The organism is Chamaesiphon minutus PCC 6605 (assembly GCF_000317145.1).
In the GTDB taxonomy this organism is placed as follows: Bacteria; Cyanobacteriota; Cyanobacteriia; order Cyanobacteriales; family Chamaesiphonaceae; genus Chamaesiphon; species Chamaesiphon minutus.
Map to the genome: position 1 here is coordinate 1,719,689 of NC_019697.1, position 21,593 is coordinate 1,741,281.

At 44.4% G+C, this 21,593-nt stretch carries 26 protein-coding genes and 2 pseudogenes; 15 read left to right on the plus strand and 13 right to left on the minus strand.

The genetic code is table 11. The features are described 5' to 3' along the window. Positions 1-42 precede the first annotated feature (42 nt). The 3 genes from CHA6605_RS07955 to CHA6605_RS07965 form a co-directional block, all read right to left on the minus strand. Complete coding sequence (locus CHA6605_RS07955) at positions 43-720, minus strand: hypothetical protein (protein WP_015158963.1); 678 nt, start codon at positions 718-720, stop codon at positions 43-45. Further along, the gene (locus CHA6605_RS07960; RefSeq protein WP_157259907.1) at positions 707-1,258 is read right to left on the minus strand and encodes a hypothetical protein; all 552 of its coding nucleotides are present in this window, start codon (positions 1,256-1,258) and stop codon (positions 707-709) included. Before CHA6605_RS07960 ends, CHA6605_RS07955 begins: the two co-directional genes overlap by 14 nt. 104 nt (positions 1,259-1,362) lie before the next feature. Next, positions 1,363-1,641, minus strand: coding sequence for a hypothetical protein (locus CHA6605_RS07965; protein ID WP_015158965.1), 279 nt, complete (start codon positions 1,639-1,641; stop codon positions 1,363-1,365). Between the two features lie 281 nt (positions 1,642-1,922). On the opposite strand from CHA6605_RS07965, the gene CHA6605_RS31445 reads away from it, so the two are divergent. From CHA6605_RS31445 to CHA6605_RS37175, 3 genes are all read left to right on the plus strand, one after another. Further along, positions 1,923-3,125 carry a leucine-rich repeat domain-containing protein gene (locus tag CHA6605_RS31445; protein WP_015158966.1) on the plus strand — a complete coding sequence of 401 codons (1,203 nt, stop codon included), beginning with the start codon at positions 1,923-1,925 and terminating at the stop codon, positions 3,123-3,125. 24 nt (positions 3,126-3,149) lie between these two features. Further along, complete coding sequence (locus CHA6605_RS07975) at positions 3,150-4,154, plus strand: tyrosine-type recombinase/integrase (RefSeq protein WP_015158967.1); 1,005 nt, start codon at positions 3,150-3,152, stop codon at positions 4,152-4,154. 208 nt (positions 4,155-4,362) lie between these two features. Next, positions 4,363-4,539: an HNH endonuclease gene (locus CHA6605_RS37175; RefSeq protein WP_315874931.1), complete on the plus strand. Its 177-nt coding sequence runs from the start codon at positions 4,363-4,365 to the stop codon at positions 4,537-4,539. Between the two features lie 359 nt (positions 4,540-4,898). Here the strand turns inward: CHA6605_RS37175 and CHA6605_RS07980 are convergent, their stop codons facing one another. Next, on the minus strand, positions 4,899-6,203 hold the full coding sequence (locus tag CHA6605_RS07980) for an NF041680 family putative transposase (protein ID WP_015158968.1): 1,305 nt from the start codon (positions 6,201-6,203) through the stop codon (positions 4,899-4,901). 208 nt (positions 6,204-6,411) lie between these two features. On the opposite strand from CHA6605_RS07980, the gene CHA6605_RS07985 reads away from it, so the two are divergent. The 4 genes from CHA6605_RS07985 to CHA6605_RS08000 all read left to right on the plus strand — a co-directional run bounded on the left by CHA6605_RS07985 (position 6,412) and on the right by CHA6605_RS08000 (position 8,901). Further along, positions 6,412-6,744, plus strand: coding sequence for a type II toxin-antitoxin system PrlF family antitoxin (locus CHA6605_RS07985; RefSeq protein WP_015158969.1), 333 nt, complete (start codon positions 6,412-6,414; stop codon positions 6,742-6,744). Then, complete coding sequence (locus CHA6605_RS07990) at positions 6,741-7,241, plus strand: type II toxin-antitoxin system YhaV family toxin (RefSeq protein ID WP_015158970.1); 501 nt, start codon at positions 6,741-6,743, stop codon at positions 7,239-7,241. The genes CHA6605_RS07985 and CHA6605_RS07990 overlap by 4 nt, the downstream gene beginning before the upstream one ends. Positions 7,242-7,307: 66 nt before the next feature. After that, positions 7,308-7,910, plus strand: a complete 603-nt coding sequence (locus CHA6605_RS07995) for a hypothetical protein (RefSeq protein WP_015158971.1) — start codon at positions 7,308-7,310, stop codon at positions 7,908-7,910. Beyond that, positions 7,897-8,901 carry a tyrosine-type recombinase/integrase gene (locus CHA6605_RS08000; RefSeq protein WP_015158972.1) on the plus strand — a complete coding sequence of 335 codons (1,005 nt, stop codon included), beginning with the start codon at positions 7,897-7,899 and terminating at the stop codon, positions 8,899-8,901. Before CHA6605_RS07995 ends, CHA6605_RS08000 begins: the two co-directional genes overlap by 14 nt. A gap of 505 nt (positions 8,902-9,406) precedes the next feature. Here the strand turns inward: CHA6605_RS08000 and CHA6605_RS08005 are convergent. Continuing rightward, positions 9,407-9,676, minus strand: a pseudogene (locus CHA6605_RS08005) (arsenic resistance protein); the annotation flags it as partial. Between the two features lie 81 nt (positions 9,677-9,757). Between CHA6605_RS08005 and CHA6605_RS08010 the strand changes: the two are divergent. The 6 genes and pseudogenes from CHA6605_RS08010 to CHA6605_RS32685 form a co-directional block, all read left to right on the plus strand. Further along, positions 9,758-10,201: pseudogene (locus CHA6605_RS08010) on the plus strand (transposase family protein); the annotation flags it as partial. 406 nt (positions 10,202-10,607) lie between these two features. Next, positions 10,608-12,050, plus strand: coding sequence for an IctB family putative bicarbonate transporter (locus CHA6605_RS08015; RefSeq protein ID WP_015158974.1), 1,443 nt, complete (start codon positions 10,608-10,610; stop codon positions 12,048-12,050). 27 nt (positions 12,051-12,077) lie between these two features. After that, positions 12,078-12,401, plus strand: coding sequence for a hypothetical protein (locus tag CHA6605_RS08020; RefSeq protein WP_041547775.1), 324 nt, complete (start codon positions 12,078-12,080; stop codon positions 12,399-12,401). Next, positions 12,398-12,685 (plus strand): histidine kinase dimerization/phospho-acceptor domain-containing protein, encoded by a 288-nt coding sequence (locus CHA6605_RS08025; RefSeq protein ID WP_041547777.1) that lies wholly within the window; start codon positions 12,398-12,400, stop codon positions 12,683-12,685. Before CHA6605_RS08020 ends, CHA6605_RS08025 begins: the two co-directional genes overlap by 4 nt. An 81-nt stretch (positions 12,686-12,766) precedes the next feature. Next, positions 12,767-13,909, plus strand: a complete 1,143-nt coding sequence (locus CHA6605_RS08030) for an IS4 family transposase (protein WP_015157518.1) — start codon at positions 12,767-12,769, stop codon at positions 13,907-13,909. Between the two features lie 235 nt (positions 13,910-14,144). Further along, the gene (locus tag CHA6605_RS32685) at positions 14,145-14,408 is read left to right on the plus strand and encodes an ATP-binding protein (protein WP_086936192.1); all 264 of its coding nucleotides are present in this window, start codon (positions 14,145-14,147) and stop codon (positions 14,406-14,408) included. 95 nt (positions 14,409-14,503) lie between these two features. On the opposite strand, the gene CHA6605_RS08040 is transcribed toward CHA6605_RS32685, so the two are convergent. The 5 genes from CHA6605_RS08040 to CHA6605_RS08060 form a co-directional block, all read right to left on the minus strand. Then, the gene (locus CHA6605_RS08040; protein ID WP_015158975.1) at positions 14,504-15,304 is read right to left on the minus strand and encodes a sulfite exporter TauE/SafE family protein; all 801 of its coding nucleotides are present in this window, start codon (positions 15,302-15,304) and stop codon (positions 14,504-14,506) included. Continuing rightward, a complete protein-coding gene (locus CHA6605_RS08045) occupies positions 15,301-15,849 on the minus strand; it encodes a rhodanese-like domain-containing protein (protein WP_015158976.1) in 549 nt (182 codons plus the stop codon). Before CHA6605_RS08045 ends, CHA6605_RS08040 begins: the two co-directional genes overlap by 4 nt. Positions 15,850-15,865: 16 nt before the next feature. Beyond that, a complete protein-coding gene (locus CHA6605_RS08050) occupies positions 15,866-16,579 on the minus strand; it encodes an MBL fold metallo-hydrolase (protein ID WP_015158977.1) in 714 nt (237 codons plus the stop codon). 43 nt (positions 16,580-16,622) lie between these two features. Further along, the gene (locus CHA6605_RS08055; RefSeq protein WP_015158978.1) at positions 16,623-18,017 is read right to left on the minus strand and encodes an MBL fold metallo-hydrolase; all 1,395 of its coding nucleotides are present in this window, start codon (positions 18,015-18,017) and stop codon (positions 16,623-16,625) included. A 99-nt stretch (positions 18,018-18,116) separates the two neighbouring features. Continuing rightward, entirely contained in the window at positions 18,117-18,566 is a 450-nt protein-coding gene (locus CHA6605_RS08060) for a protein tyrosine phosphatase family protein (protein ID WP_015158979.1), read from the minus strand. A 91-nt stretch (positions 18,567-18,657) separates the two neighbouring features. Between CHA6605_RS08060 and CHA6605_RS08065 the strand changes: the two genes are divergently transcribed. Then, positions 18,658-18,999 carry an ArsR/SmtB family transcription factor gene (locus tag CHA6605_RS08065; protein WP_015158980.1) on the plus strand — a complete coding sequence of 114 codons (342 nt, stop codon included), beginning with the start codon at positions 18,658-18,660 and terminating at the stop codon, positions 18,997-18,999. A 407-nt stretch (positions 19,000-19,406) separates the two neighbouring features. Here CHA6605_RS08065 and CHA6605_RS08070 read toward each other — a convergent pair whose 3' ends face one another. Further along, positions 19,407-20,375, minus strand: a complete 969-nt coding sequence (locus CHA6605_RS08070) for an arsenic resistance protein (RefSeq protein WP_015158981.1) — start codon at positions 20,373-20,375, stop codon at positions 19,407-19,409. Positions 20,376-20,441: 66 nt separating this feature from the next. On the opposite strand from CHA6605_RS08070, the gene CHA6605_RS33850 reads away from it, so the two are divergent. After that, the gene (locus CHA6605_RS33850; protein WP_157259909.1) at positions 20,442-20,597 is read left to right on the plus strand and encodes a hypothetical protein; all 156 of its coding nucleotides are present in this window, start codon (positions 20,442-20,444) and stop codon (positions 20,595-20,597) included. Positions 20,598-20,684: 87 nt separating this feature from the next. Here the strand turns inward: CHA6605_RS33850 and CHA6605_RS08075 are convergent, their stop codons facing one another. Together CHA6605_RS08075 and CHA6605_RS37180 are read right to left on the minus strand one after the other, a co-directional pair. Next, a complete protein-coding gene (locus tag CHA6605_RS08075; protein WP_015158982.1) occupies positions 20,685-20,915 on the minus strand; it encodes a transposase family protein in 231 nt (76 codons plus the stop codon). A gap of 38 nt (positions 20,916-20,953) precedes the next feature. Beyond that, complete coding sequence (locus CHA6605_RS37180) at positions 20,954-21,541, minus strand: bifunctional transcriptional activator/DNA repair enzyme AdaA (RefSeq protein WP_315874940.1); 588 nt, start codon at positions 21,539-21,541, stop codon at positions 20,954-20,956. Positions 21,542-21,593: the final 52 nt, after the last annotated feature.

The following is a 21,593-nucleotide window of genomic DNA, read 5'->3' on the forward strand; positions in this document are numbered from 1 at the left end:
ATTGGCTCCACTTTAGAATTATCACAGACGATTGAAATCCTCTCAGCGCAATACCCAAACCTGCTCGGTTTGATAAAAATCACCACGTTGTTCTAGTGGTATCCCATTGAGCAGCAACGCCAGCCAAACCTGCACCAGTGGCATCTCGATCGATCCTTGTAATGCCAATAACGACACAGGCTCACCCCACTCCTCTAGCCGCGCCGAGATCGCCGCACCCCACGCCGACACATCTTCATCGTGTGCTAATCCAATTGCTTCTTTATAAGCTATTTCCGGATCTACTGGTTCGGGTAAAATCGCCTCAAGTAAAACTTTTCGATCGATCTCAGCCACAACCGAGCGAACTTCATCAATTTCACTTTCTGAAAATTCAGATACCTTACGCGGCAAACTAGACAATGGCTCGATATAGACATCGAAGTCAATTTGCATCGATTGGCGCACATATCGATCGAAAGCATCCTCAGACATCACTGGGCCATCATCACTCCCAACCGCTTGAATCGACTCAAATGCCAACTGCGAACGCAACTCATACAAATCTGTAATCTGCGAAATCGCCTCCCCTGCCACCTGTAACCGTCCCAGACAGCCCAAATTAACAATTGCGTCTTCCACCTCCTGCCACAACCTAGCTAAATCGGCCTCTTCTGGCTCACTCGCGGCAACTTTAATTTTCGTCCATACTGGCAGGTCAATCCATTCAAACTGTGGCATTCTCGACCTCACCATAATGAATGCAAGGACGAATCGGGCACAGATAAGGATCGAGTCGTTCTAAAGCCGCAAACTTACGAACGCCGTACTTATCCTCCAACAAAGCCAACAGCTTTTTTATATATAAATGGATTTGACTTGGCACCATCCCGATACAATGAATCGGCTGAACGATCGCTACCCGTTCTTGCCCCTGCCACACTTGGGCGGAAACGGCATGAACGATCGATTCGGCTCCCGCCTCACGGTATACAATCAAAACAGCGTATTGCAAATCCGCAAATGCGGCTAGATCGGCAGGTGGTAATTCAATGACTGTTTCTTGACGGTGCCGATTGCGCTGCTGATTCTTACGATCTCGATGACGGGCATAGGATCTGCGACTGTAACAAACCTTGGGATTCCAACATCCATCGCCGTCTTTTCCATGTAAAGCTTGAGCCTGAGCAGCCGAGAGCATGGCACACTTTTTACATTTGAGGGGAATCGATCGTGGGGAGGTCGATTTTGAGGCTGATTCGGATGGAGTTTTGGTCATCGGTAACTCACCGCTCGAACTGCATGGCCTTAGCCACTGTAGCTACAGACAGGAATAGGGGTAACAACAACTCCCAGATGCGTGTTGGCAAAGGAAGACAAATTTCAGACATCATCCGCACCTGAATGACAGAATTCGATCGATGGCAAGCATTTTCCGTACCCCAGCAAATAGTCATGCTCTTTGCGAAAATCACCCGTTCGGTCTTTACCATCGCGAGCTATAACCCTAACAAGATGCTCGTCGCCATCCCCAAACAAGATAACGTTGAGTTCGCAGTAGCTCTCAAACCGCTCCAGAAAATGACCTTTGACAGTACAAGCATCAAAATAAGTACTAGCCCGAAGTTCCATCCAAGTTACGACGATCGAACCGCTCTTCATCCGATAACTCCCTTCTACGAAGCACGCCTACTATCATACCACGATCGCGATTTAATCTGAGATTTCGTCTGATACCCGTCTAATTCCAGATAAGAATAATTATCTGGAATTGAGAAATGATGGTAAAATTGAAATTGCGCCGTACAGCCAACGTTGGCAGCCACTCTCCTCAAATTTCTCGGTAATCTCACATCTGTGAAGTCAGGGAAGGGCGAAAGGAACAGACTTACGATCGATATTCAAGATCCGAGCGATAATAGTAGCTATGTATTATTAGTGATATGAATTTAAAAGAAGTAGAAGACTTAATCTCAACTGCTAAAGATAAAAACCTCCAAAGAATTAGTATCGAGCATGGGAATTTGGGAGCTTTACCAAGTTCGATCGGGCAAGTTACTAGTCTGTTGAGGCTTACTCTTGTTAATAATATGTTAAAAACTCTACCCGAATCTATCGGCCAACTTACCAACCTAAAAAGCCTAGAAATCAGAGATAATCGATTAACAACTTTACCAGAGTCGATCGAACTACTTACTAATCTTGAATCACTCGAACTCTGGAATAATCGACTGATAAATTTACCAGAATCCATCGGAAGACTGACTAATCTCACGTTGCTGGATCTCCAACAAAACCAACTTACCACTTTACCCGAATCGGTCGGACAACTGACTAGTCTTAATTACATCGAACTCGGCAACAACCAGCTTACCAGTTTGCCAGACTCTTTTAAGAATCTGATCGATCTTCAGTCGCTCCAGCTCAGTGATAATCAATTCACCAGCGTACCCGAATCAATCGGGGAACTAACTAACCTCAAGTGGTTAGATCTCGACGGAAATCAATTAACAAACTTACCAGAATTTATCGGCGAGTTTTCTAATCTTAAACGTCTGAAAATACAAGATAATCACTTAACAAGTTTGCCACTCTGGTTTACCAAGCTTGAAAAACTCGAACGACTCGAATTAAGTAATAATCCCTTGACCGATCTTTCGATTCTACAATCTTTACCTAAGCTAAAGGAAGTTGTCTTTTTTGATGTTAGCCTTCCCCCTAGATATTGGATTGAAATCAATGAGTGGAAGCCAGAGTGGTTGTTAGATGAAAGCAATCCTACGATCGAACAGATTTTAATCGAGCAAATCGGTGACGAGCGGATTCGTCAAGAATTAGGGTCTAGGTTTGACATCGAGCCAAGCCGTACTGTCAAAAAACAATTAAGTATCGACGAAATGCAAAGCCTAGATTGGAAAGCTTTAGAACAACAGCCTCTGAGTGTTGCTCTGAAAATGGTAGCTAAAACAGGTTTGATTTATGGTGGCGGATTTAATTCTGGTGATAGTTTGAGTACGAGCTACTGGCTTGGCTCAGAGCATCAGGACTATTTTTCAGTTCGCTTTTACCATTCCCTATATGATTCTCCATTAGATCCTGAAAACATTGTATCTCGTGTTGAAGTTAAACTCGATCGCACGACGTAAATTAATCTCAATCTATAGTACTAAATGCCACTTAAATCTATCCCCGAACCAACCTTACTGACTATTCTACCTGCACCATTACCCGCTCCAAGTCCGGTTGTCGAGCTGCGAGAGGCGCGGATTGATGAGTTTTTACAGGCGCGATCGTTATCTCCTAATAGCAAGATTGCATATCGTCGCGATCTCAACCACTTTTTACGCTGGATTACCATCGGTTGGGCGGCAGTTACACCACGTCAAGTGGCTCAATTTAAAGCGCACCTACTCCGTATCGATTCAGATACAAAAGAGCGAGTATTGAAAGATAGTTCCGTGTGTCGAATTTTAGGCACGCTAAAAAACTTTTATGGTTGGTTGCTCAAAAGTCAGTATATTAGTCTCGATCCCACCATCGCGATCGAGTTACCTAAGTTAGTCGAACCCGAAGCTCAAAATCTTGATGACATTACTGTCGAGCAGATTCTCCACGCAGCTACGAACAGTTCGCTCCCCGAACGCAATATCACGATCGTCTCGGTATTATTGCACGGACTTAGAGCTAGTGAAGTTGTCAATCTCAACTTGGAGGATTACGACGGGCAGCGTTTGAATATCCGTCAAGCTAAGGCTGATAGTAAGGGCAAGGTACCACTAACCGTGCAAACACGATCCAGGCTCGATCGGTATTTAGAATGGCGCGAACGTCAGGGGCATTCGATCGAAAATGGCAGTCCGATCTTCATCTCTGAATCTAATCGCAATCGGGGTAAGCGTTTGAGTTATGACGGTATTTATAAGGTCGTCAAAGAGTTTGAAAAAGCCACTAATACCTCCATCCATCCCCATCAATTTAGACATACATTTGCCACTAATATGATGGTACAAGGCATGAATCCTTATCATGTGATGACGATGACGCGCCATCGTTCTTCGGCTAGTTTTCGGCGGTATACGAAGGCGGCTGACCAGGCGGCGGCTGAGGCAGCTTTTTATCAGACGATCCGACAGGACAGCGAAGCTATCGATTCTCACAACCCCAAGTCTATCTGAACATTTACAGGGATAGAGTTAGATCGATATAGATCGAGATCCAAACCCATTTCGATCTCATCTGGTCAAACAGTTGCAGTATCTAAAACTCAGCCAATCGATCGGATAACTTTATCACAACTGTGTCTTATGAAATTGCTTTGGTATATAGGTTTCAGAAATTAAAGATCGATTTAGTTTCGGATCTCGATCTATTTCGATCTCTACGGTGGCAGAAAACCAACATTGGAAATGCCCAATCTGTGGAGAGCATCTGCTCAACGGTGAAAAACTGCATATCCACCATCTCGAAAGCGTAAAACTTGGCGGCACGGACTCAATCGACAACCTTGTGCATCTGCACGTCGCGTGCCACAAATATCTTCATGCAGGTGGAGTCCTATGATGCAAGAGGCTTGAGCGGCTTGATGTGAAAGTATCACGAGCCGTTCTGAGGGGAGGGAGACAGGGCGACCTGCTCTCTCTTACCCGACAGCGATCGTTTGAACTGTCTTCATCTTCAGTGCCACGTAGTGAAGGGTTTTTTGACCATTCAATTATATCACGATCGAGATTTAATCCAAATCTTGTCTGAGAGATATCTGAGTCACGATAATGTGACTTATCATTAGTCTGTAGTGTTATAATGCTGTGTAACTGATGGGATGTGGGGTAACTGGAGTTTAGACTAAAAAATAATCGCAGCTAAAATAACCGCCTTGTAAAAAGACAAGCCGATGCCAAAAAATTGTTAGAGTAGTGAAATTAGGCGGCTACTTTTTTAGACTTTTTAGGTCGAGAACACCGTTTTTTAACAGTCGGATAACGAGGTGGTTTAGTACGTGTGTTTCCTTTAGCCCAGCCAGGAGATTTACCCCTGGGTTTAGGTACTTGAGTGGGAGTTCCAATCTCCACCAAAACGGAAAACATCGATTGAGCAACACGTCCAGGAGTTAAATTAAGAGTAGCAGATTGCCAAGGTAGTCTAGTTTCAACCACAACATCTCTAGCCAACCACAGTTGCCAACTCATTAACGGCATCAGATCGCTCCACCGCTCACATTGTTCGGGAGTTCTCAAGTTCGGCAATGTCCAATGCAATCGCTGCTTGGCAAACCGATACCAGTGGTCTACTCCAAAGCGACGTAAATATTTAAACCAAACCTGTTCTAGCGGCAGAGTTCTGGCACCGACCCAAGCTAACCACAATGGTGGAAAAGGCCGACCGTTAGACATGGGGTTGATTCTTTCAACCAGAATCAAATTTAGGGGATGCCCAGCGGCACGATAGAAATGTAAGTTTTTCCACTGACGAACTCTGACTTGTCCTAGTCGTGGATGATGGTCGATTTCAACTATTTCATTTGTTTCTAGCCAGGTGTCGGGGTCGTTAAGCTTCATTTTCTGTCCATGTTTGCGTGGTCTGCCCCGACCGCTATAAGCTGGTGGTGCCGACCAAAAACAGGCATTCTTTCTGACTCGCATCAGACAATCAGCTTGAATGTCTGCGCTGGCAAGTACCCATGTTGCATTGCCATATTCGCGATCTAAGACTGCCAGCACTGGATTGGCGAGCTGTTTGCACACTTGTTTAAGTTGGGCAGCCGCTTTGGGCAACGGTGATTCACTACTACTAATTCGCTCGTGTAACAACGGTAATGCCCAACTCCCTTCTAATTCAGGTATCCAGGCAATCGTGCTATATCCTTGTCCGATTACTACTCCTTGTTGATATTCGTGTGTTCGGTCTTTCAATGTTTGGGCATCTGGTCTTCCCCATGCGGTATGGTCGATTGCCATCAACACATACTCTTGGCTGGAGACGACTTGCCGCTCTAACTGTTTGATGTATAGCACCATTAGTTGTTTCCGGTCTGGTCGGCTATCTTGTAATGCCTCATAGATACTCGACCATTGGCGATTGAATAATGGACTGAGTGCAAATTCCGCCAGACATGCCGCATTTCTGGTGGTCATCACGGCATCCATCAACTCAAATGTCGCATCTTTGGCTTTGACTAGTAATTCGTATGCTGCTTGACGAAATTCCTTTAATCGTTCACTGTTCATTTAGGGCGTGAATGGGTTTTCTGTTTCACCCTCATTCTCTCCCCAACGGTAGCCTCAGTTCTTCTTTGGCTGCCGTTCTCTCTTTTTTAGTCTAAACTCCAGGGGGTAAAGGGGAAAGGGTAAAGGGGAAAGGAAGATCGTGATTGACAAGACAATGCAATTGCATTACTTTAGGAATAGAGTTTACCCTATCAGTTGAGAAGTTGCTATGGCTACACCATCAACCCCCTGCTCGGAATCTACTTTGACCGATCGTTATCAAACGACAGTTCCCGATCCTGTTCGGAAAGTATTGGGCTTGAATAAGCGCGATCGAATTGCCTACACCATCGAATCTGATGGTCGGGTGACGATCTCGCGTGCTGGGGATGCAAATAACGATCCGCTGTTGGGACAGTTTCTCGATTTTCTAGCTACAGATATCCAAGTCAATCCCCAGCATGTGCGACAGGTCAGCTCCGATTTAGCAAATCGGATTCGATCGTTAGTCGGCAATGTCGATCTCGATCTTGACGCACCACTGGCGGCTGAAGATGAATGAACGAATCCGAACCTCAGCCGCTAGTAATTAATGAATGGACTATATTTGCTCACGATCTGTTTCTATCACAGGTTGAAGAACTTTTAATCCAAGTCGAAAATCTGCGGCTAAAGTATCCGCAGGATTATCATAAGAAAAATGTTACTAAGCGGTTAGCTGCGATCGCCAAGTTAGCATTTGATATTATTCCTCAAGATCCTACTTTATCAGTATATCGACAGGGTGCGACGCTGGGGGATGATTATAAACATTGGTTTAGGGCTAAGTTTTTTCAACAGTACCGATTGTTTTTTCGATATCATCAAGACAGTAAAATTATCGTCTATGCCTGGGTTAATGATGAGGATACCAAACGGGCTTATGATAGTAATACGGATGCTTATTTAGTTTTTAAGAAGATGCTCAATCGCGGTCATCCGCCTGATGATTGGAATGAATTACTGGCAGCGGTAAAAGGTGAAATAGATCGCCTGGATAAACTTAATCTAGAAACTTAATGGTTAAGTCGATTCCAATGAATAGATCGAGTGATTAAACATTAGAAAAAGTCGAGATCGCAATTTATGCCCTACAGCAGCTTCACGATCGCTCAAGTTAAGCGGCAATTTCAAATCGAGGTGGTCACAGAGCCGTTCTTTCGCGATCTACCGACACTTACCCCTGGTGAGTGGTTGACTACTCTATTGGCAAAGTCAGCCCCTCTGGCGGTGACTTTGGGGACTGAGAAGGTACGTTCAGAGTTAATCATCGCTCCATTGTTATTTGAATTTCGCGAACTGCTCGATCGTCAGGTCAGTTTTTTCTCAGGCACGGATTTCAGCATCGATTTAGAGTCAGGCTTGAATGGGGTCTGTGATTTTTTGCTTACCCGATCTACTTCTGAAGTTAGTATCGAAGCTCCAGCGATTATCATCATTGAAGCTAAGAAAGGGGAGTTGAACGCTGGCTGGGGGCAATGTGCAGCGGAAATGATTGCTGCTGTGAAATTCAATCAAGCTAACGGACAAGAAATATCCAATATCTATGGTAGTGTTACCACTGGAACGATGTGGCAATTTCTCAAACTGACAGGGCAAGTTCTGACGATCGATGTTACTGAGTATCCACTCGATCCAATCGACCGAATTCTGGGAATTCTCCAGTGGATGGTGAGTGCAGTTGATTAATCTTCCAGCAATTAAGATCGTCCACACCAGTTCTACTGTCATAGACCCTTCGATTGAGACTCAGTTGAGAGTCAAACCAGTTGAATCGGGGGTTTGGGATGAGTTTCTTCAACTTCAAATTTCACCTGCTACCAGACGCTCGTATTCAGCGGGGATTAGAGATTTTTTTCGGCGTGAGTTTCAAGTAGCGGTTTCTCCAGAGACGATTTTAGCTTTTTTGCAACTCCCCGAACGTTCGGCGATCGGTCATGTGATTGCCTATCGGGGACATTTGCTCGCAGCTCAATTGTCAGCCGGAACGGTGAATGCGCGGCTGGCTGCGTTAAAGTCGTTTGTGACTCATGCTGCCAAGCGTAAACTGTGTGCATTTAGATTGGATGATATTAAGTCGGTGAAGGCTCAGACTTACAAAGATACTAGGGGAATCTCGATCGACCAATTTCAGTTATTAATCGATAGGATCGATCGAACGACCGTCATGGGTAAGCGCGATTATGCCATGCTGCGGTTGCTGTGGGACAATGCGCTCAGACGTGCTGAGGTGTGTGGACTCGATCGATCTGATTTTTACCCCAAGGAGGCGAGATTGATGCTCAAGGGGAAGGGGAGAATTGATAAAGAACCGATCGATCTGGCTGCGGCTACGGTTGGGGCGATTTCTGATTGGTTGGCGAGTATGGGTGAGAGTAGAAGTCCGGCTCTATTTGTCTCTAGTCGGGATACACGATTGAGTGTAGACAGGCTGTATCAGATCGTTGGGGGATTGGCTGAGTCAGCAGGGATCGATCGGGTGGTGAGTCCGCATAAGATTCGACACTCTAGTATTACGGCATTACTGGATCTCAATGGTGGGGATGTGCGCTCGGCTCAGGCTCATAGTCGGCATAAGAATTTGTCCACGCTGATTCGGTATGACGATGGGCGACAGCAGTTGCAGGGTAAGGCAGCTAAAACACTGGCAGATGCGATTTCGGAGCGGGAGGTGGATTAGAGGATAGGGCTTGTATTTTTATAAGTCAATATATCTCTCCAGATTACCACGATGCAACTAAGTACCGAATATTTCGATCGCTACTGTTTCAAAGTGACTTTTGAGATCTGAATTTATTTATGGGGTTTGTTAAACTAAGTGATTCCCGCGCGGGAATCACTTAGTTTAATGAACCCCATGATGAGAGCTTTTTTCGAGTTGCTAATGCAGGAGTAAGGATCGTAATAAAATCTATTGAAACATAATAGAATTATGGATGATCTGAATCTAACCCACATTCCGCTAGTTCGACCACCCTTGGGGGTGCGCTTACGCGTTCGGCTAAAAAATTATAAGATCTATAATTCTCTTCTAGCAATGCTTTTACCGATTTAAATTGTTTCTGACGATCGAGAGTACATTCTCAATAGTCTTAGCTTATTGATAATAGGATCGCTAAGACCCTATGGCTTCGTTTTAATTATTTTTCGAGCGCATAAACTAGCGAAATGTGGGATCTAAAACTCTATCCTGTCCGCACAGTAAAGAATCTGCGCTGCAACCAAAAGGAGACATTTACAAGACCGATTAACACTGGCACTTCCACCAGCGGGCCGACAACAGCGGCAAATGCTACACCAGAGTTAATCCCAAACACGGCAATAGCGACGGCGATCGCTAATTCAAAATTGTTACCCGCAGAGGTAAACGTCACACTAGCGGCTCTAGCGTAATCTGTCTTAATTCGCCACGCCATATAGAAACTTATCAAGAACATTACGACAAAGTAAATAACGTGAGTTCTGGATAAGGAAAAAGCAAAGAAGGGACAAAAAAGGTAGTCTGGAAGTACCAACTAACCAACCTGAATTGCCTTATGCCTAGTGTAGAAGAACTATTTTTCTCCGTCGATGATTTCTGCCAATTTTTTGAACAGCAGTGGCAAAGTCAATTGATTAGTCATGATTTGCAAACGCGAAAACGTAAGCGCAGCTTATATTTGAGAGAAGTAATGACCATTCTGATTGGTTTTCATCAATCTTACGATCGGAATTTCAAAAGTTATTATCTCGAAAAAGTTCAAACTCAGTGGCAGAGTCATTTTCCCAAATTGGTTAGTTACAACCGCTTCATTGAATGGATACCTGATACCTTAATCCCCTTGTGTGGCTATCTCCGCTCTTGCTTCGGTACTTGTACATGTATCAGTTTTATGGATTCTATTTGCCTGAAAGTTTGCTGGGCGAGGAACCCGCCTAGCAGTCACAATCGCCGGATCTATCGGCATAAAGTGTTTAAAGACGTTGCTGCTGGCGGGAAAATCTTCCCGCTGTTCTAATGTGAGTTCTACTCTATACTTGATATTGGGGTTACTCATAGTCGCGATCGCTAGCTCTTATACACAATTTTAAGCTTGCCGAGCTAGTAGGGTGGGCAGTGCCCACTACTGGATTTTAGGTAAAGTATATCTTTAAATAATTGTAACTGCCTATCAATCTATTCAAAATATCTGAATTTTACCAGTAATTTATAGATGGTGGGCAGCGATGCACGCTCGTCGGGGAACCCGACGGTCTAGTGCATCAAGACAGTGCCCACCCTACTGGTACGACACACTTAATTCTGTGGGTAAAGCGATCGCTTAAAGTATTGCTGATTATATTTTTTACGATTCTGAATGCCCACATTTTCAAGCGTGTCGTCCCACTACAGCATATTTTATTTTGATGAATTCTTTGTGGCAACGCCTGACATTATCGGACTTATCACCAGATAGATGGGTTGATGCTAGTTATGTGCATCGATGGGTGGGGAGTCTCCAATCTTGGCGACAGCAGAGTTGGTTAATGCAGTGGGGCGATGAGATTGGTGCGATCTTGACATCGCTCGTGTTTGTAATCTCGCCCTTTATCCCCTCCACACCCGGATTATCGACAGAGACGATCGCGTTATTGCTCGTTGGGGTGGCGGCTTTTTGGATCTTATTGACGCTAGCTGACAATCGTGGTGGTGGCATTACGCCCATTCATATCACCCTGCTAGTATTCTGGGGGATTTCGGCAGTCTCGACGGGATTGTCGCCAGCCAAAGATGCCGCGTTGAGAGGACTGAATTTGGTCAGCCTTTATTTGGTATTTTTTGTGATGTTGGCGCGGTTGTATCGCTCGCCTCGGATTCGCAATTGGCTGATCGGAATCTATTTACATATGGCGTTGATTGTCAGTGTTTACGGCGTCCATCAATCGATTTATGGTGCCAAACAGTTGGCGACTTGGGTCGATGCTGAGTCCACATTGGCGAAGACAACTCGGGTCTATAGTTATCTCAATAATCCCAATCTACTTGCTGGATATCTGTTACCAGCGATCGTTTTTAGCGTTGCCGCCTGTTTTATTTGGCGCGGTTGGTTGCCCAAAACATTGGCGATCGTGATGGTAGTCGTGAATACTTATTGTCTTCAGGTAACATACTCTCGCGGTGCTTGGGTAGGCGCATTTTTGGGCATCCTCGTCGCGGCGGGACTCATCTACTATTGGCTGCGTCCGAGACTACCCAGGTTTTGGAGATCGTGGGCGTTGCCGATCGCGCTAGGGGGGATTATCGCTATTGTGGGGATCTCACTGCTACTGGTGCCGAGCTTGCGCGATCGCGTCTTGAGTATTTTTAGCGGTAGCAAAGATAGTAGTAATAATGTGCGACTAGAAGTCTGGAAGGCAGTGGGTAAGATGATTCACGATCGACCGCTATTTGGCTTTGGGCCGGGCGATCGGGTGTTCAAGAAGATTTATCCAATTTATCAAACCAGCCCCCGCTTCAGTGCGCTGAGTGCTTACTCGATCTTTCTGGAAACGATCGTCGAAATTGGCTATGTCGGTGTTGCGGCTCTCCTATGGTCGATCGTGGTAACTTTCAATTGCGGTCTTCAGGGCTTGGCAAAATTGCGGCAAGCTAGAGACATGCAGGCTGTGTGGCTGATCGCCGCGATCGTCTCGATGGTCGCCCTCCTCGGTCAAGGTACTACTGATACTGAGTGGTATCGCCCCCAGATTCAAACCCTGTGGTGGTCGATCGTAGGTATCATTGCCAGCTTTTATCCCGGCGTCGAGCAGATCGATCGAGGTATGTCCCCAACTGCTGACACTCTCAGCCGATATGCAACCGATGCCTAACTTGATGTCCCTGATGCCCGGATCGAATTGGCAGCATCCCAATCCGCAATTACAATCGGCGTGGCAATCGGCACGGATCGGATTTGCCGTTTTGCCATTGGTGCCGCTCGTCGGTGTGCTGCTCATCTTGTTTTCGATCGGCAAGACCTGGCAACACTGTGGGCGCGAGATCGTCCGGCATCGCTTGAAGATGAAACAATAGCGGCAGTCGTACCAATTATCGATCGCGATAATCAACGGCAAATTGGTTACGTGCGGATTACCCAATCTTTAGAATTACTCGGTGGCGGAGCCTCTCCCACGGAGAATCGAACATTCCACCAACTAGATATCGGCTTAATTAGTGGATGATAATTTCGCTGGTAATTAGTAGTGGTGTGGGAATTTGGCTGACGCGCAGGGCGATGAAGCCTGCTACTCGCAGTTATCAACAATTACAACAATTTACCGCCGATCCCGCTCACGAGCTACGCAGTCCGTTGATGGCAGTCAAAACTAATGCTAGTAACACTCTCAAACATCCCGATGGCATCCGCGCTGGAGATCTAAAAAAGTTTACGGCGATCGCTAGTGCTACAGATCGAATTATTAATCTAACTGAAGATTTATTACTGACGGGGCGACAGGTCGCCTGAAAACTCGGCAGAGAGACAACTCTAGACAAATAGTATCAAAAAAGATAGGGTAAGAGAGCTTCTTACCCAAAAAACAATTAAATGTTACCAGAATTGTATCATGCCCATTTGTCAGAAAAATTCACACGCGGTAACTACTTATTGACAATTTTATTGATTCAAGTAGTGCAATCTATTAAAGAAGTCACGCTAGAAAGCATCGCAACAAAACTAGCGATGCCAATTAAATTTGAAAGCAGAAGAAAAAAAGTCCAGAGATTTTTATCAAATGATGAATGGGATTTAGATAATGTTTGGTTATCACTAGTGATTGCTTGGATTAAAGGCAATGTCAAACAGAATAATATTATATATTTAGCAATAGATCGAACCAAATGGCAATCAAACAATATTTTGATGGTCAGTATGATTTGGCGAAAGAGAGCAATTCCTATTTATTGGCAAATGCTTGATAAACAAGGGAACAGTACATTGGAAAACCAACAATTAGTATTAACCCCAGTATTCGCTGCCCTATCAGATTATAGCTTGTTGGTACTGGGAGATCGTGAATTTTGTAGTGTTACTCTTGCGAACTGGCTTAGAGAGCAGAAAATAGATTTCTGTTTACGACTGAAAAAGAATGTTTGTATCAAGACTGAAGAGGAATTGTGGACTGAACTGAAAAGGCTAGGATTAGAGCCAGGAAATAGCTTTTTTAATCAAGAAGTAACAATTAGAAAAACTGCACCAGTTGAAGGATTTAACCTAGCAGGTAAATGGCTAGGTAAATATCGAAATATTACCACAAAAGAGCCTTGGTATATTCTGACCAGCTTGGCAGATCTACAAGCAGCAGTTGATACCTATGCTAAAAGATTTGGAATTGAGGAGATGTTTCGAGACTTTAAGGGCGGAGGATATAACTTAGAAAAGACTAATTTAACGGGCGAACGATTGAGCAAATTATTGATTTTGCTATCACTAGCATACTTGAAGAGTATCATCCAAGGGATAGATATCAAATCAAAGCAAGTTCAAGAATATCTCGGCAGAAAAACAGAACATCACCGAAAATATGCTAGACATAGCACTTTCTATATTGGACTCTGGGGTGAATCATGGGTCGATTCAACATCTAGTAATTGGCAGGTTGTTGTTGAATTAATGTCTTTGTCCCCACATAAACTACCTAATTATCAACAAGGCTTGAGAGCTATGAGACTTATCCTATCAGCGTTATAGGCGACAAGTCGCCCCGACAGGATTTATTAATATTAGATAGAGCTGAAAAAGATTGTCGTTCTGACAAGATGCACCGAAGCGATCGCGCGAGCGAACCGATCGATCTGACACTACTCCTAGAGCAAATAGCAGCAACATATCGATCCCAACTCGATGCAAACTTTCTAGAATTCGATCTCAATATTCAATCTAATTTGTCAGTTCGGGGATATATTAGTAGCCCGAACGTCAAGCAATGCCTTCGATCGGTCGAGTGTTTGTCAATCTCATTGAAAATGCCATTCACCATACTCCATCGGGCGGCAAAATTATTATGTTAGTTCATCAGATTGAGAGACAGGTTGAGATTAGGATTATCGATACTGGGGTGGGAATTGCTACTGATGAGCTAGAGCGAATCCTCGATAGATTTTGGCGAGGAGATCGTTGGCGAAGCCTACCGGAGGTAATCGCGCACCCGTTGGGCAGGTGGTTCGGGCTATCGATCGGCAGTTGCTAAATAGATCGTCGATCGTCATCATGATTCGATCGATGTTCAAAGTAAATTAGGTGAAGGTAGTCAATTTATCGTCAGATTGCCTGCAATTTTCTCTGCTAGTTAAGTAAGACTTGAATTAAAACAAAAGTAGCTACCGCTAGCAAGAAATAACCAAACCACTTCTGCAATTTATCAGCGGAGACAAACTTAGATAGATATGTGCCGATTATGCTCCCTAGCGCAGCCGCAAGCGTAAAAGAGCCAGTCAGGTACCAATCGATCGATACCTGTCCCAAATAACCGATTAACCCAGCTCCAGAGTTCAAGGCAATAATTACCAAAGAGGTTGAAATTGCCACTGGCATCGTCAGATTTCTCAACAGCACCAACGCTGGCACAATCGCAAAGCCTCCGCCTACTCCCACTAATCCAGTCAGCATACCGACTCCGATTCCCTCCGTCAACAGCCATAGCCAACAATACTTACATAGAGGTCGAGGATAGCTACTGAGGGAGTCTTGATGCTCTCGATCTCCGATTGAATTGTCCGATTGAGGTTGGCGAACAATCATAAACCCAGCAGCTACCAACATCGCTACTGCAAATAGCACCATTTGCAAAGTTGCAGTGACAAACGAAAATCCAGCTAACTTTGCACCCAAAAAAGCTCCAATTGTCGTTGCCGAGCCAAAAATGAGTACTGTCTTGAGATCGATCTGCTTGCGCCGCGAGTGTGGCACTAGCCCGAATAAACTAACAACCCCAACCACGATTGAAGTCATCGCGATCGCCGATTTAGGGGCGACCCCCATCGCATATACCAAGATTGGTAAAGTCAGTACCGAACCACCACCACCGAGCAAAGCCAAGCTAATGCCAACTCCAATCGCGAGGAGATGTCCCACTAGCCAAATCATGACGCTTTCGCCCTTTGATTGTAAGGAAGCTTGGCAAGCAGCATTCCCATCGCACAAGTATCTGAGATCCCTGCATATACCAACCCACAACCAACAAAACCACTCAAGAGTAAAAACCAAGGTGATACTAATACACCGCATACAGTAGCGATTGCCACCAAAGAACCCGCCACAATTTGCACCTGCCGAAAGAGACTAATTGGTGCCTTTTTATCGATTTGAGTGGGATATGCAGCGGCTTTCCAAGCATTTAAGCCACCTTCAAGATGAATGACTTCAATCCCTCCTGCTTCAAAAAGTTTTCGGGCAGCCTGAGCCGAGCGTCTACCAGATTTACAGTACAGCACGAGCTGTCGATCTGGTTGCAGATCGATTTCCACGAGATCGATCGTTGACAGCGGCAGCGATACCGAGTCAGCAATCCGCTCTGCGGCGTGTTCGCCAGCTTCGCGCACATCGAACAAAATTGCTTGCTGGTTGGAAAGCAATCGATCGAGAGTAGCAGGATCGATTGTCTGTATTTTCGGTTTTTCGGGAGATATCATCGTTAATTTCTAAATATTAAAGCTCGATCGATTCATTAACACTCGTCAACTTGCCGCAATGTTCGTTAGCAGGTATCGCTGCTGCCATCCGTTGCGGATCGGGCAAGTTTAAATTTGCCATCAACTCAATGAACTGTTGACGGCTGCGTCTGGCAAATCGCGGATTAAACAGCTTTTCTTCGCCGATAGTAGAGACACCTAGCCCTCGATAGTCATGGGCAGGATAAACTAGAGTGCCATCGGGCAAAGTAAACAGTCGCTCGGTTACTGAGTCAAATAGGCGACTCGCATCGCCACCTTGAAAATCAGTGCGTCCGCAGCCGCGAATTAGCAGTGAATCGCCACTTAACAAGTGAGTTCGATCCACTAGATATGCCATGTGATTGTCTGTGTGTCCGGGTGTGGCAATCGCCTGAATTTGTACTGCTCCGATTTTTAAGTTTTCACCATCTTGAATAAATAAATCTGCACAACTCGCGCCAGATCCAGCAGGAACGACCCCCTGACAGTTGGTGAGTTCCCGCAACTTGGCAGTTCCAGTAATATGGTCGGCATGAATATGGGTTTCTAAGCAATACTTGAGAGTGAAACCCAATTCTTTTAGTTGTTGTAGATCTCGTTCCACTCGTTCTAGTACTGGGTCGATTAAGATTGCTTCTTTGCTATCTAAATCGGCGATGAGGTACGTGTAGGTGCTTGTTTCGAGATCGAGCAATTGACGGAATAGCATTTTAGTTTTTCTCCAAATGAAAACAGTGAATCTTGCAAATGTTTTAGGGATTTTTTTCTACCAGTAATTTAGCCGCCGTCCAAGCATTCCAAGAACCAGGAACATTGACTACTTTCTCAAAGCCATGTTTTTGTAACAAACTGGCAGCAATTGAAGCGCGATAACCACTGCCACAGTAAGTTGCAATAGTTTGATTTTTGTCTAACTCATCTAGATGTTCTTCTAAATGCGGGACGTAGATGTGTTTAGCACCAGGCACGTTACCGTTTTTAAACTCATCTTCCCCACGTACATCTAGCACCGTCACATCAGGATTATCTTTCTGCTGGTTTAACTCCTGCACAGTCCATTCACCAAGATGCTTCAAAGGCTTGCCTGCATCCTGCCAACTTGTCATGCCATCGTGAAGATACCCCACAATATTGTCATAGCCAATTCGGAATAACTGCTGGGAAGCTAAACTCACACCGCGTTCACTTTCTAGCACCATTAAAATTTTCTTTTCTGGGTCAATCATCCAACCTATCCAGTTAGGAAATTCTGGACGCAAAGCGATGTTAATTGCGCCTGGTATATGTCCGCCACCAAAGGCAAGAATAGAGCGGGTATCAATAACTACTGTATTTTCATCTTGCATCAACTGTTGAAATTCTTGAGGTGACAATGGCGGTAAAATCGGTACATCACCTAATACTTTTGCCCCTTTAGCATTGACCTTTTTTAGACGTGGGTAGTGTGTAGGTGGTTCTGGCATTCCACCTAATACCCATTCGACAAATTCTGCTTCGGTACGCTGTTTAAATACTGGGCTAAAAATTCTTTCATTACCAATGGTACTTTGTCGGCGATCTCCGATTGATTTACCACATGATGAACCTGCACCGTGACAAGGATAAATTTCTAGGCGATCGCCCAACGGTACGAGTTTATCGAACAATGAATGATAGAGTTGTGCCGCTAGTTTCTTTTCCGTTCCCCCGCCTAGTAAATCCGGTCTTCCCACATCCAAGTTAAACAAAAAATCACCAGTAAATATGGCAAATGGTTCCTTACCTTGTTTCGCGTCAAAAATTAGCAGCGAGATGTGTTCTGGGGTATGCCCAGGGGTATGTAGTGCGCGAAGGGTAACGTTACCAATTTTTAATTCATCGCCCTCATTTAGCTGATGTAAATCAAATTGATAGTCATCACTTTTACCACCATATATCGGCGCATTTGTTCTCGCTTGTAGTTCGTGTGAACCCGAAACAAAATCCGCATGAATGTGAGTCTCGATAATGTGGGTAATTCTTACACCTATTTCTCTGGCTCTTTGGATATAAATATCTACATCGCGGCGGGGGTCAAGCACTGCTACTACGCCTGCTTTATCGTCACCAATCAGATAGGATAAGTGGGCTAATCCTTCAACATTTATTTGCTCTAAAACTAATGCCATCGTGATTCCTCCATACAACAGTAATCTATCCCAGGAAAGTCAGGCGATCGTCAAAAATATTTATGTCCGAACCTGACTTTATTAAGTAGTCGAAAAAACTTAAACTTTTTTTGAGTGCTTAGAGACGTAACTCTCTAAAAATTGCTTCATCTGTGGTTGAGAATCACAGTCAAAGCCAGCTTCAGTTGCTTTCTCAAACATTTGCTCTGGTGTCATACCTTGTCGCGTTGCCACGTTCATAAATGCCATTGCACCTGCACGCATCGAACTCGCGCAATGAATCAGAGCGGGTTTTGGTAGTCGATCGATTTGCGCTAAAACTTTATCTGTCAACTCGTCAGTCATCCCGTCTGACTTAACTGGAATGTTGACATACTCTAACCCTGCGGACTCTGCGTGTTGCTGCTCATCGTGCATGAAGCCTTCCTCTTCAGGCGATCGCAAGTTCAGTACCGACTTGTATCCCTCTGTAGCAGCTTGTTGTAACTGCTCTGGTTTCACCTGTCCCGCTACGGTTAGCTCCGAATCGATCTTTTTTACGTTTTCCATTGGTATCTCAGACATTAGATTTGATTACCATATTAGTATATGGTAATATAGTAAATAAGTACATATGGTAAGATGTAATTTTTAGGTTTGTATGCTAAAGCCGTCTCCTCAAGCCCTAGCTCCCGTTGCCGAGTTTTTCAAAGTGATATCTGAAGTGAGTCGGCTGCAAGTTTTGTGTTGTTTGAAATCAGGATCTAAAAATGTCACGGAAATTATCCAAGCAACGGGATTGGGACAAGCGAATGTTTCCAAACATCTAAAAGTGCTGACCCAAGCAGGAATGGTGACTCGTCAGCCACAAGGAATCACTGTTTTTTATGAAATTGCCGATCCGATTATTTTTGATTTGTGTGAAATAGTGTGCGAGCGCTTGGCGATTCGACTAGAAGAAAAAGCTCAACAGTTAGAGGAACTTAAAAACCTGCACGAGTGAACTTAACATGGGGGTTGAGTAGCAATGGAACCAAAAACAGGGATAAGGATTGACCAGTCGCCTTAAATCTAGTCCATGTAACGATTGTTAAATGTCAAGTGTTTTGGGTTCTTCCGAACTTTTTCGGAAGAACCCAACCTCATTGTCGTCTAACAGTTTCGCCACCAGTATCAAAAGCTCGGAAGAACCCGTGCTCGTTGTCGGATTCTGGTTGTGCCATAAAGCTTTATTTTAGGAAATACTTTGAACAATTATGCTCCAAAGTATTCCCTAAAAATTAAATGGATGCTAAAAGTTTCATGCCACGTCTGCGATTGTAAGAATATTGCAACTTGAAATTGTGTCCTTACAATCACACTTGACCTTGTACTTGGGTACAAAGGTTATATATTGTAATGCCAACTCAGCTATTTCTCCATCTGAGAATACCGTCCTTTACGACGCAGAAACAGCAACAATTGGGAGATTAGCACCATGACAGGCAGTTCGACAAGTGGTTCAATAGCCAAAACAAGGGTAATCAACGGACGATCGGGAAAAACAGTTGTAGCGATCGCCAATGCAAGAGGTGAATTGCGAGCAAGTGTTGTACAACTGAAGCAAGCAAAGTCCTCATAACTAAAATTGCCGAGTCGTGCAATCACTTGAGTCAGCAAAAAGGTAACTACATAGAAAATAAGGATAGGTGGCAACATTTTCAGCAGCACATCTGGATTTTGAATTAAGGTCTGCCCCTGCGAGGCAAATACCGCTGTAATTGCCAAGCACAGAAATAGCGTTTGCCCTGCTGCTATTTTCAGGGGGATTTCACGCCAAAGCCCGTTTACCTTTGGTATTAGCCACTTAGCGATAAACGCTAAAAGCATAGGAACAGCTAAAACTAGCACAATGCTTTTGAGAAAAATCGCTGTATCAAGCTGCACCAATTTTCCGACAAAAACTAGCAGATAGATGGGCAAGAGAACTACTTGCAAAATCATATTCCAAGGAAGGAAGGCTGTAGCTAAAGTAACATTTCCTTTAGCAATCCCTGTAAAAATGAGATACCAGTCAGTACAAGGTGTGACCATCAGCATAATTAGCCCAACCCAAAGATCGGGAGAGTTCCGTAGGAAAATAGCTCCCAATCCCCAAACTAAAACAGGTGTCCAAATAAAGTTTATCCCTAAAACGAGTCCGGTCATCTTGTAATTTTGAAATGCCTGACCTAAATGATTAAGTGGAATATTTAGAAACACTCCATAGAGCATGACCATCAATGATGGAACAATCAAAGATACAGCATTTTCCTCAACCCATTTGATTTGTCCTAACATCAGCCCAATTAAGATGGAAATGATGACAAATACAGATTGAAGTTTTTCAGTTAAACTCATGTTGGGAGATCTCCATGAAATATTTGAAGAGAGCAATAAATATGCTGTAAACATTGGGCAGCAACATTGAACAATCCATTCATAACCGGATTGCCTACAGTTATTAGACGACAGCGACATTGGCGGGTGGCGACAGCGATCGACTCTGACATTTTTACCGATCGGTACTTGTCGCGACAGGTACCGATCGATCGTCAAATCTATAGCCAGATAGGGGTCTAGCTGCGTCACTAAGGGCTGTCATTTGGCAAACGACACCCTATTTAACCCCAGAGTCGATCGATGTCGCCCCGCCAATTCTCGTGTCATTTAATACCGTCGAAATGTCGAGTATGATGGCGTTGATTTTGCTACTGGTAGCTCTAATAATTCTTCTAATTGCGCTTGGTGTAAGTTGGCAAAATCAGCTAGTGGTCTATATCCGATGTATCCGCATAAGCTACCCATTAAACTCATAAACAACACAGTCCATAATGAATACTTTTTGCCTTTGTTGTCACGATGGTCTGGTATTTGCTTTAATTGTTCTATGAGGAGCATTTAGACTAATTTCCTTTGCTAGGTAATTTAGTCTATCCTCATTTTCCTCCCATGATTTTTCTTTCCTTGTATGAAACCACCCTGCCTCGTTGATAAGTCAACGGGGTCATGCCGAGATGAGGAACGGCTCGTCCATACAAGCAACTGCTAGAACCATAGCCCGCTTGATAGAGGGCTGTTGCCACGGATTGTCTCTGTTTAAGTAGCGTCTTCAACTGGCGTAAGCGGTGTGCTTCTGTAAATGCGCGTGGAGTGGTGCCCATAATTTGCTTGAAGGTGCGTTGCAGGTAGGACGGGCTTTTATTAATCCGTTCACTGAGAACCTTTAAGGGTAGTGGATCTCGAACATTTGCCTCTATGTATCGACATACCTGTAAAACCAAATCGAACTGGGGATCGGGAGGCGCAGGGTTACGAGGACAACATCGCTGACAAGAACGAAACCCAGCCTGTTCAGCCACTTCAGGCAGCACAAAAAAGACGACCTGTTCCCGTCGAGGCTGTCTAGCAGCACATCCCGGTCGGCAGTAAACACCTGTAGATCGCACAGCGTATACGAAAACGCCATTGAGGCTAGTATCTCTACTTAGCACAGCTTGCCAACAATCTTCCTCCTTTAGTGTCATCGACTGATAAATATCACGTTCTTGATGCACCTGCTGATATCTCCTCTAGTCA

Excerpts from the sequence above, each read along its gene's own strand:
- CHA6605_RS37180 (WP_315874940.1), bottom strand. The coding sequence starts at position 21,541 with ATGACACTAAAGGAGGAAGATTGTTGGCAAGCTGTGCTAAGTAGAGAT.
- CHA6605_RS08030 (WP_015157518.1), top strand. The coding sequence starts at position 12,767 with ATGTTACCAGAATTGTATCATGCCCATTTGTCAGAAAAATTCACACGC.
- CHA6605_RS08025 (WP_041547777.1), top strand. The coding sequence starts at position 12,398 with ATGATAATTTCGCTGGTAATTAGTAGTGGTGTGGGAATTTGGCTGACG.
- CHA6605_RS08040 (WP_015158975.1), bottom strand. The coding sequence starts at position 15,304 with ATGATTTGGCTAGTGGGACATCTCCTCGCGATTGGAGTTGGCATTAGC.
- CHA6605_RS07990 (WP_015158970.1), top strand. The coding sequence starts at position 6,741 with ATGAACGAATCCGAACCTCAGCCGCTAGTAATTAATGAATGGACTATA.
- CHA6605_RS07985 (WP_015158969.1), top strand. The coding sequence starts at position 6,412 with ATGGCTACACCATCAACCCCCTGCTCGGAATCTACTTTGACCGATCGT.
- CHA6605_RS07980 (WP_015158968.1), bottom strand. The coding sequence starts at position 6,203 with ATGAACAGTGAACGATTAAAGGAATTTCGTCAAGCAGCATACGAATTA.
- CHA6605_RS08065 (WP_015158980.1), top strand. The coding sequence starts at position 18,658 with ATGCTAAAGCCGTCTCCTCAAGCCCTAGCTCCCGTTGCCGAGTTTTTC.
- CHA6605_RS08050 (WP_015158977.1), bottom strand. The coding sequence starts at position 16,579 with ATGCTATTCCGTCAATTGCTCGATCTCGAAACAAGCACCTACACGTAC.
- CHA6605_RS32685 (WP_086936192.1), top strand. The coding sequence starts at position 14,145 with ATGCCTTCGATCGGTCGAGTGTTTGTCAATCTCATTGAAAATGCCATT.
- CHA6605_RS07955 (WP_015158963.1), bottom strand. The coding sequence starts at position 720 with ATGCCACAGTTTGAATGGATTGACCTGCCAGTATGGACGAAAATTAAA.
- CHA6605_RS07975 (WP_015158967.1), top strand. The coding sequence starts at position 3,150 with ATGCCACTTAAATCTATCCCCGAACCAACCTTACTGACTATTCTACCT.
- CHA6605_RS08070 (WP_015158981.1), bottom strand. The coding sequence starts at position 20,375 with ATGAGTTTAACTGAAAAACTTCAATCTGTATTTGTCATCATTTCCATC.
- CHA6605_RS31445 (WP_015158966.1), top strand. The coding sequence starts at position 1,923 with ATGAATTTAAAAGAAGTAGAAGACTTAATCTCAACTGCTAAAGATAAA.
- CHA6605_RS08045 (WP_015158976.1), bottom strand. The coding sequence starts at position 15,849 with ATGATATCTCCCGAAAAACCGAAAATACAGACAATCGATCCTGCTACT.
- CHA6605_RS07960 (WP_157259907.1), bottom strand. The coding sequence starts at position 1,258 with ATGACCAAAACTCCATCCGAATCAGCCTCAAAATCGACCTCCCCACGA.
- CHA6605_RS08075 (WP_015158982.1), bottom strand. The coding sequence starts at position 20,915 with ATGCTCCTCATAGAACAATTAAAGCAAATACCAGACCATCGTGACAAC.
- CHA6605_RS07965 (WP_015158965.1), bottom strand. The coding sequence starts at position 1,641 with ATGAAGAGCGGTTCGATCGTCGTAACTTGGATGGAACTTCGGGCTAGT.
- CHA6605_RS08055 (WP_015158978.1), bottom strand. The coding sequence starts at position 18,017 with ATGGCATTAGTTTTAGAGCAAATAAATGTTGAAGGATTAGCCCACTTA.
- CHA6605_RS08060 (WP_015158979.1), bottom strand. The coding sequence starts at position 18,566 with ATGGAAAACGTAAAAAAGATCGATTCGGAGCTAACCGTAGCGGGACAG.
- CHA6605_RS07995 (WP_015158971.1), top strand. The coding sequence starts at position 7,308 with ATGCCCTACAGCAGCTTCACGATCGCTCAAGTTAAGCGGCAATTTCAA.
- CHA6605_RS08015 (WP_015158974.1), top strand. The coding sequence starts at position 10,608 with ATGAATTCTTTGTGGCAACGCCTGACATTATCGGACTTATCACCAGAT.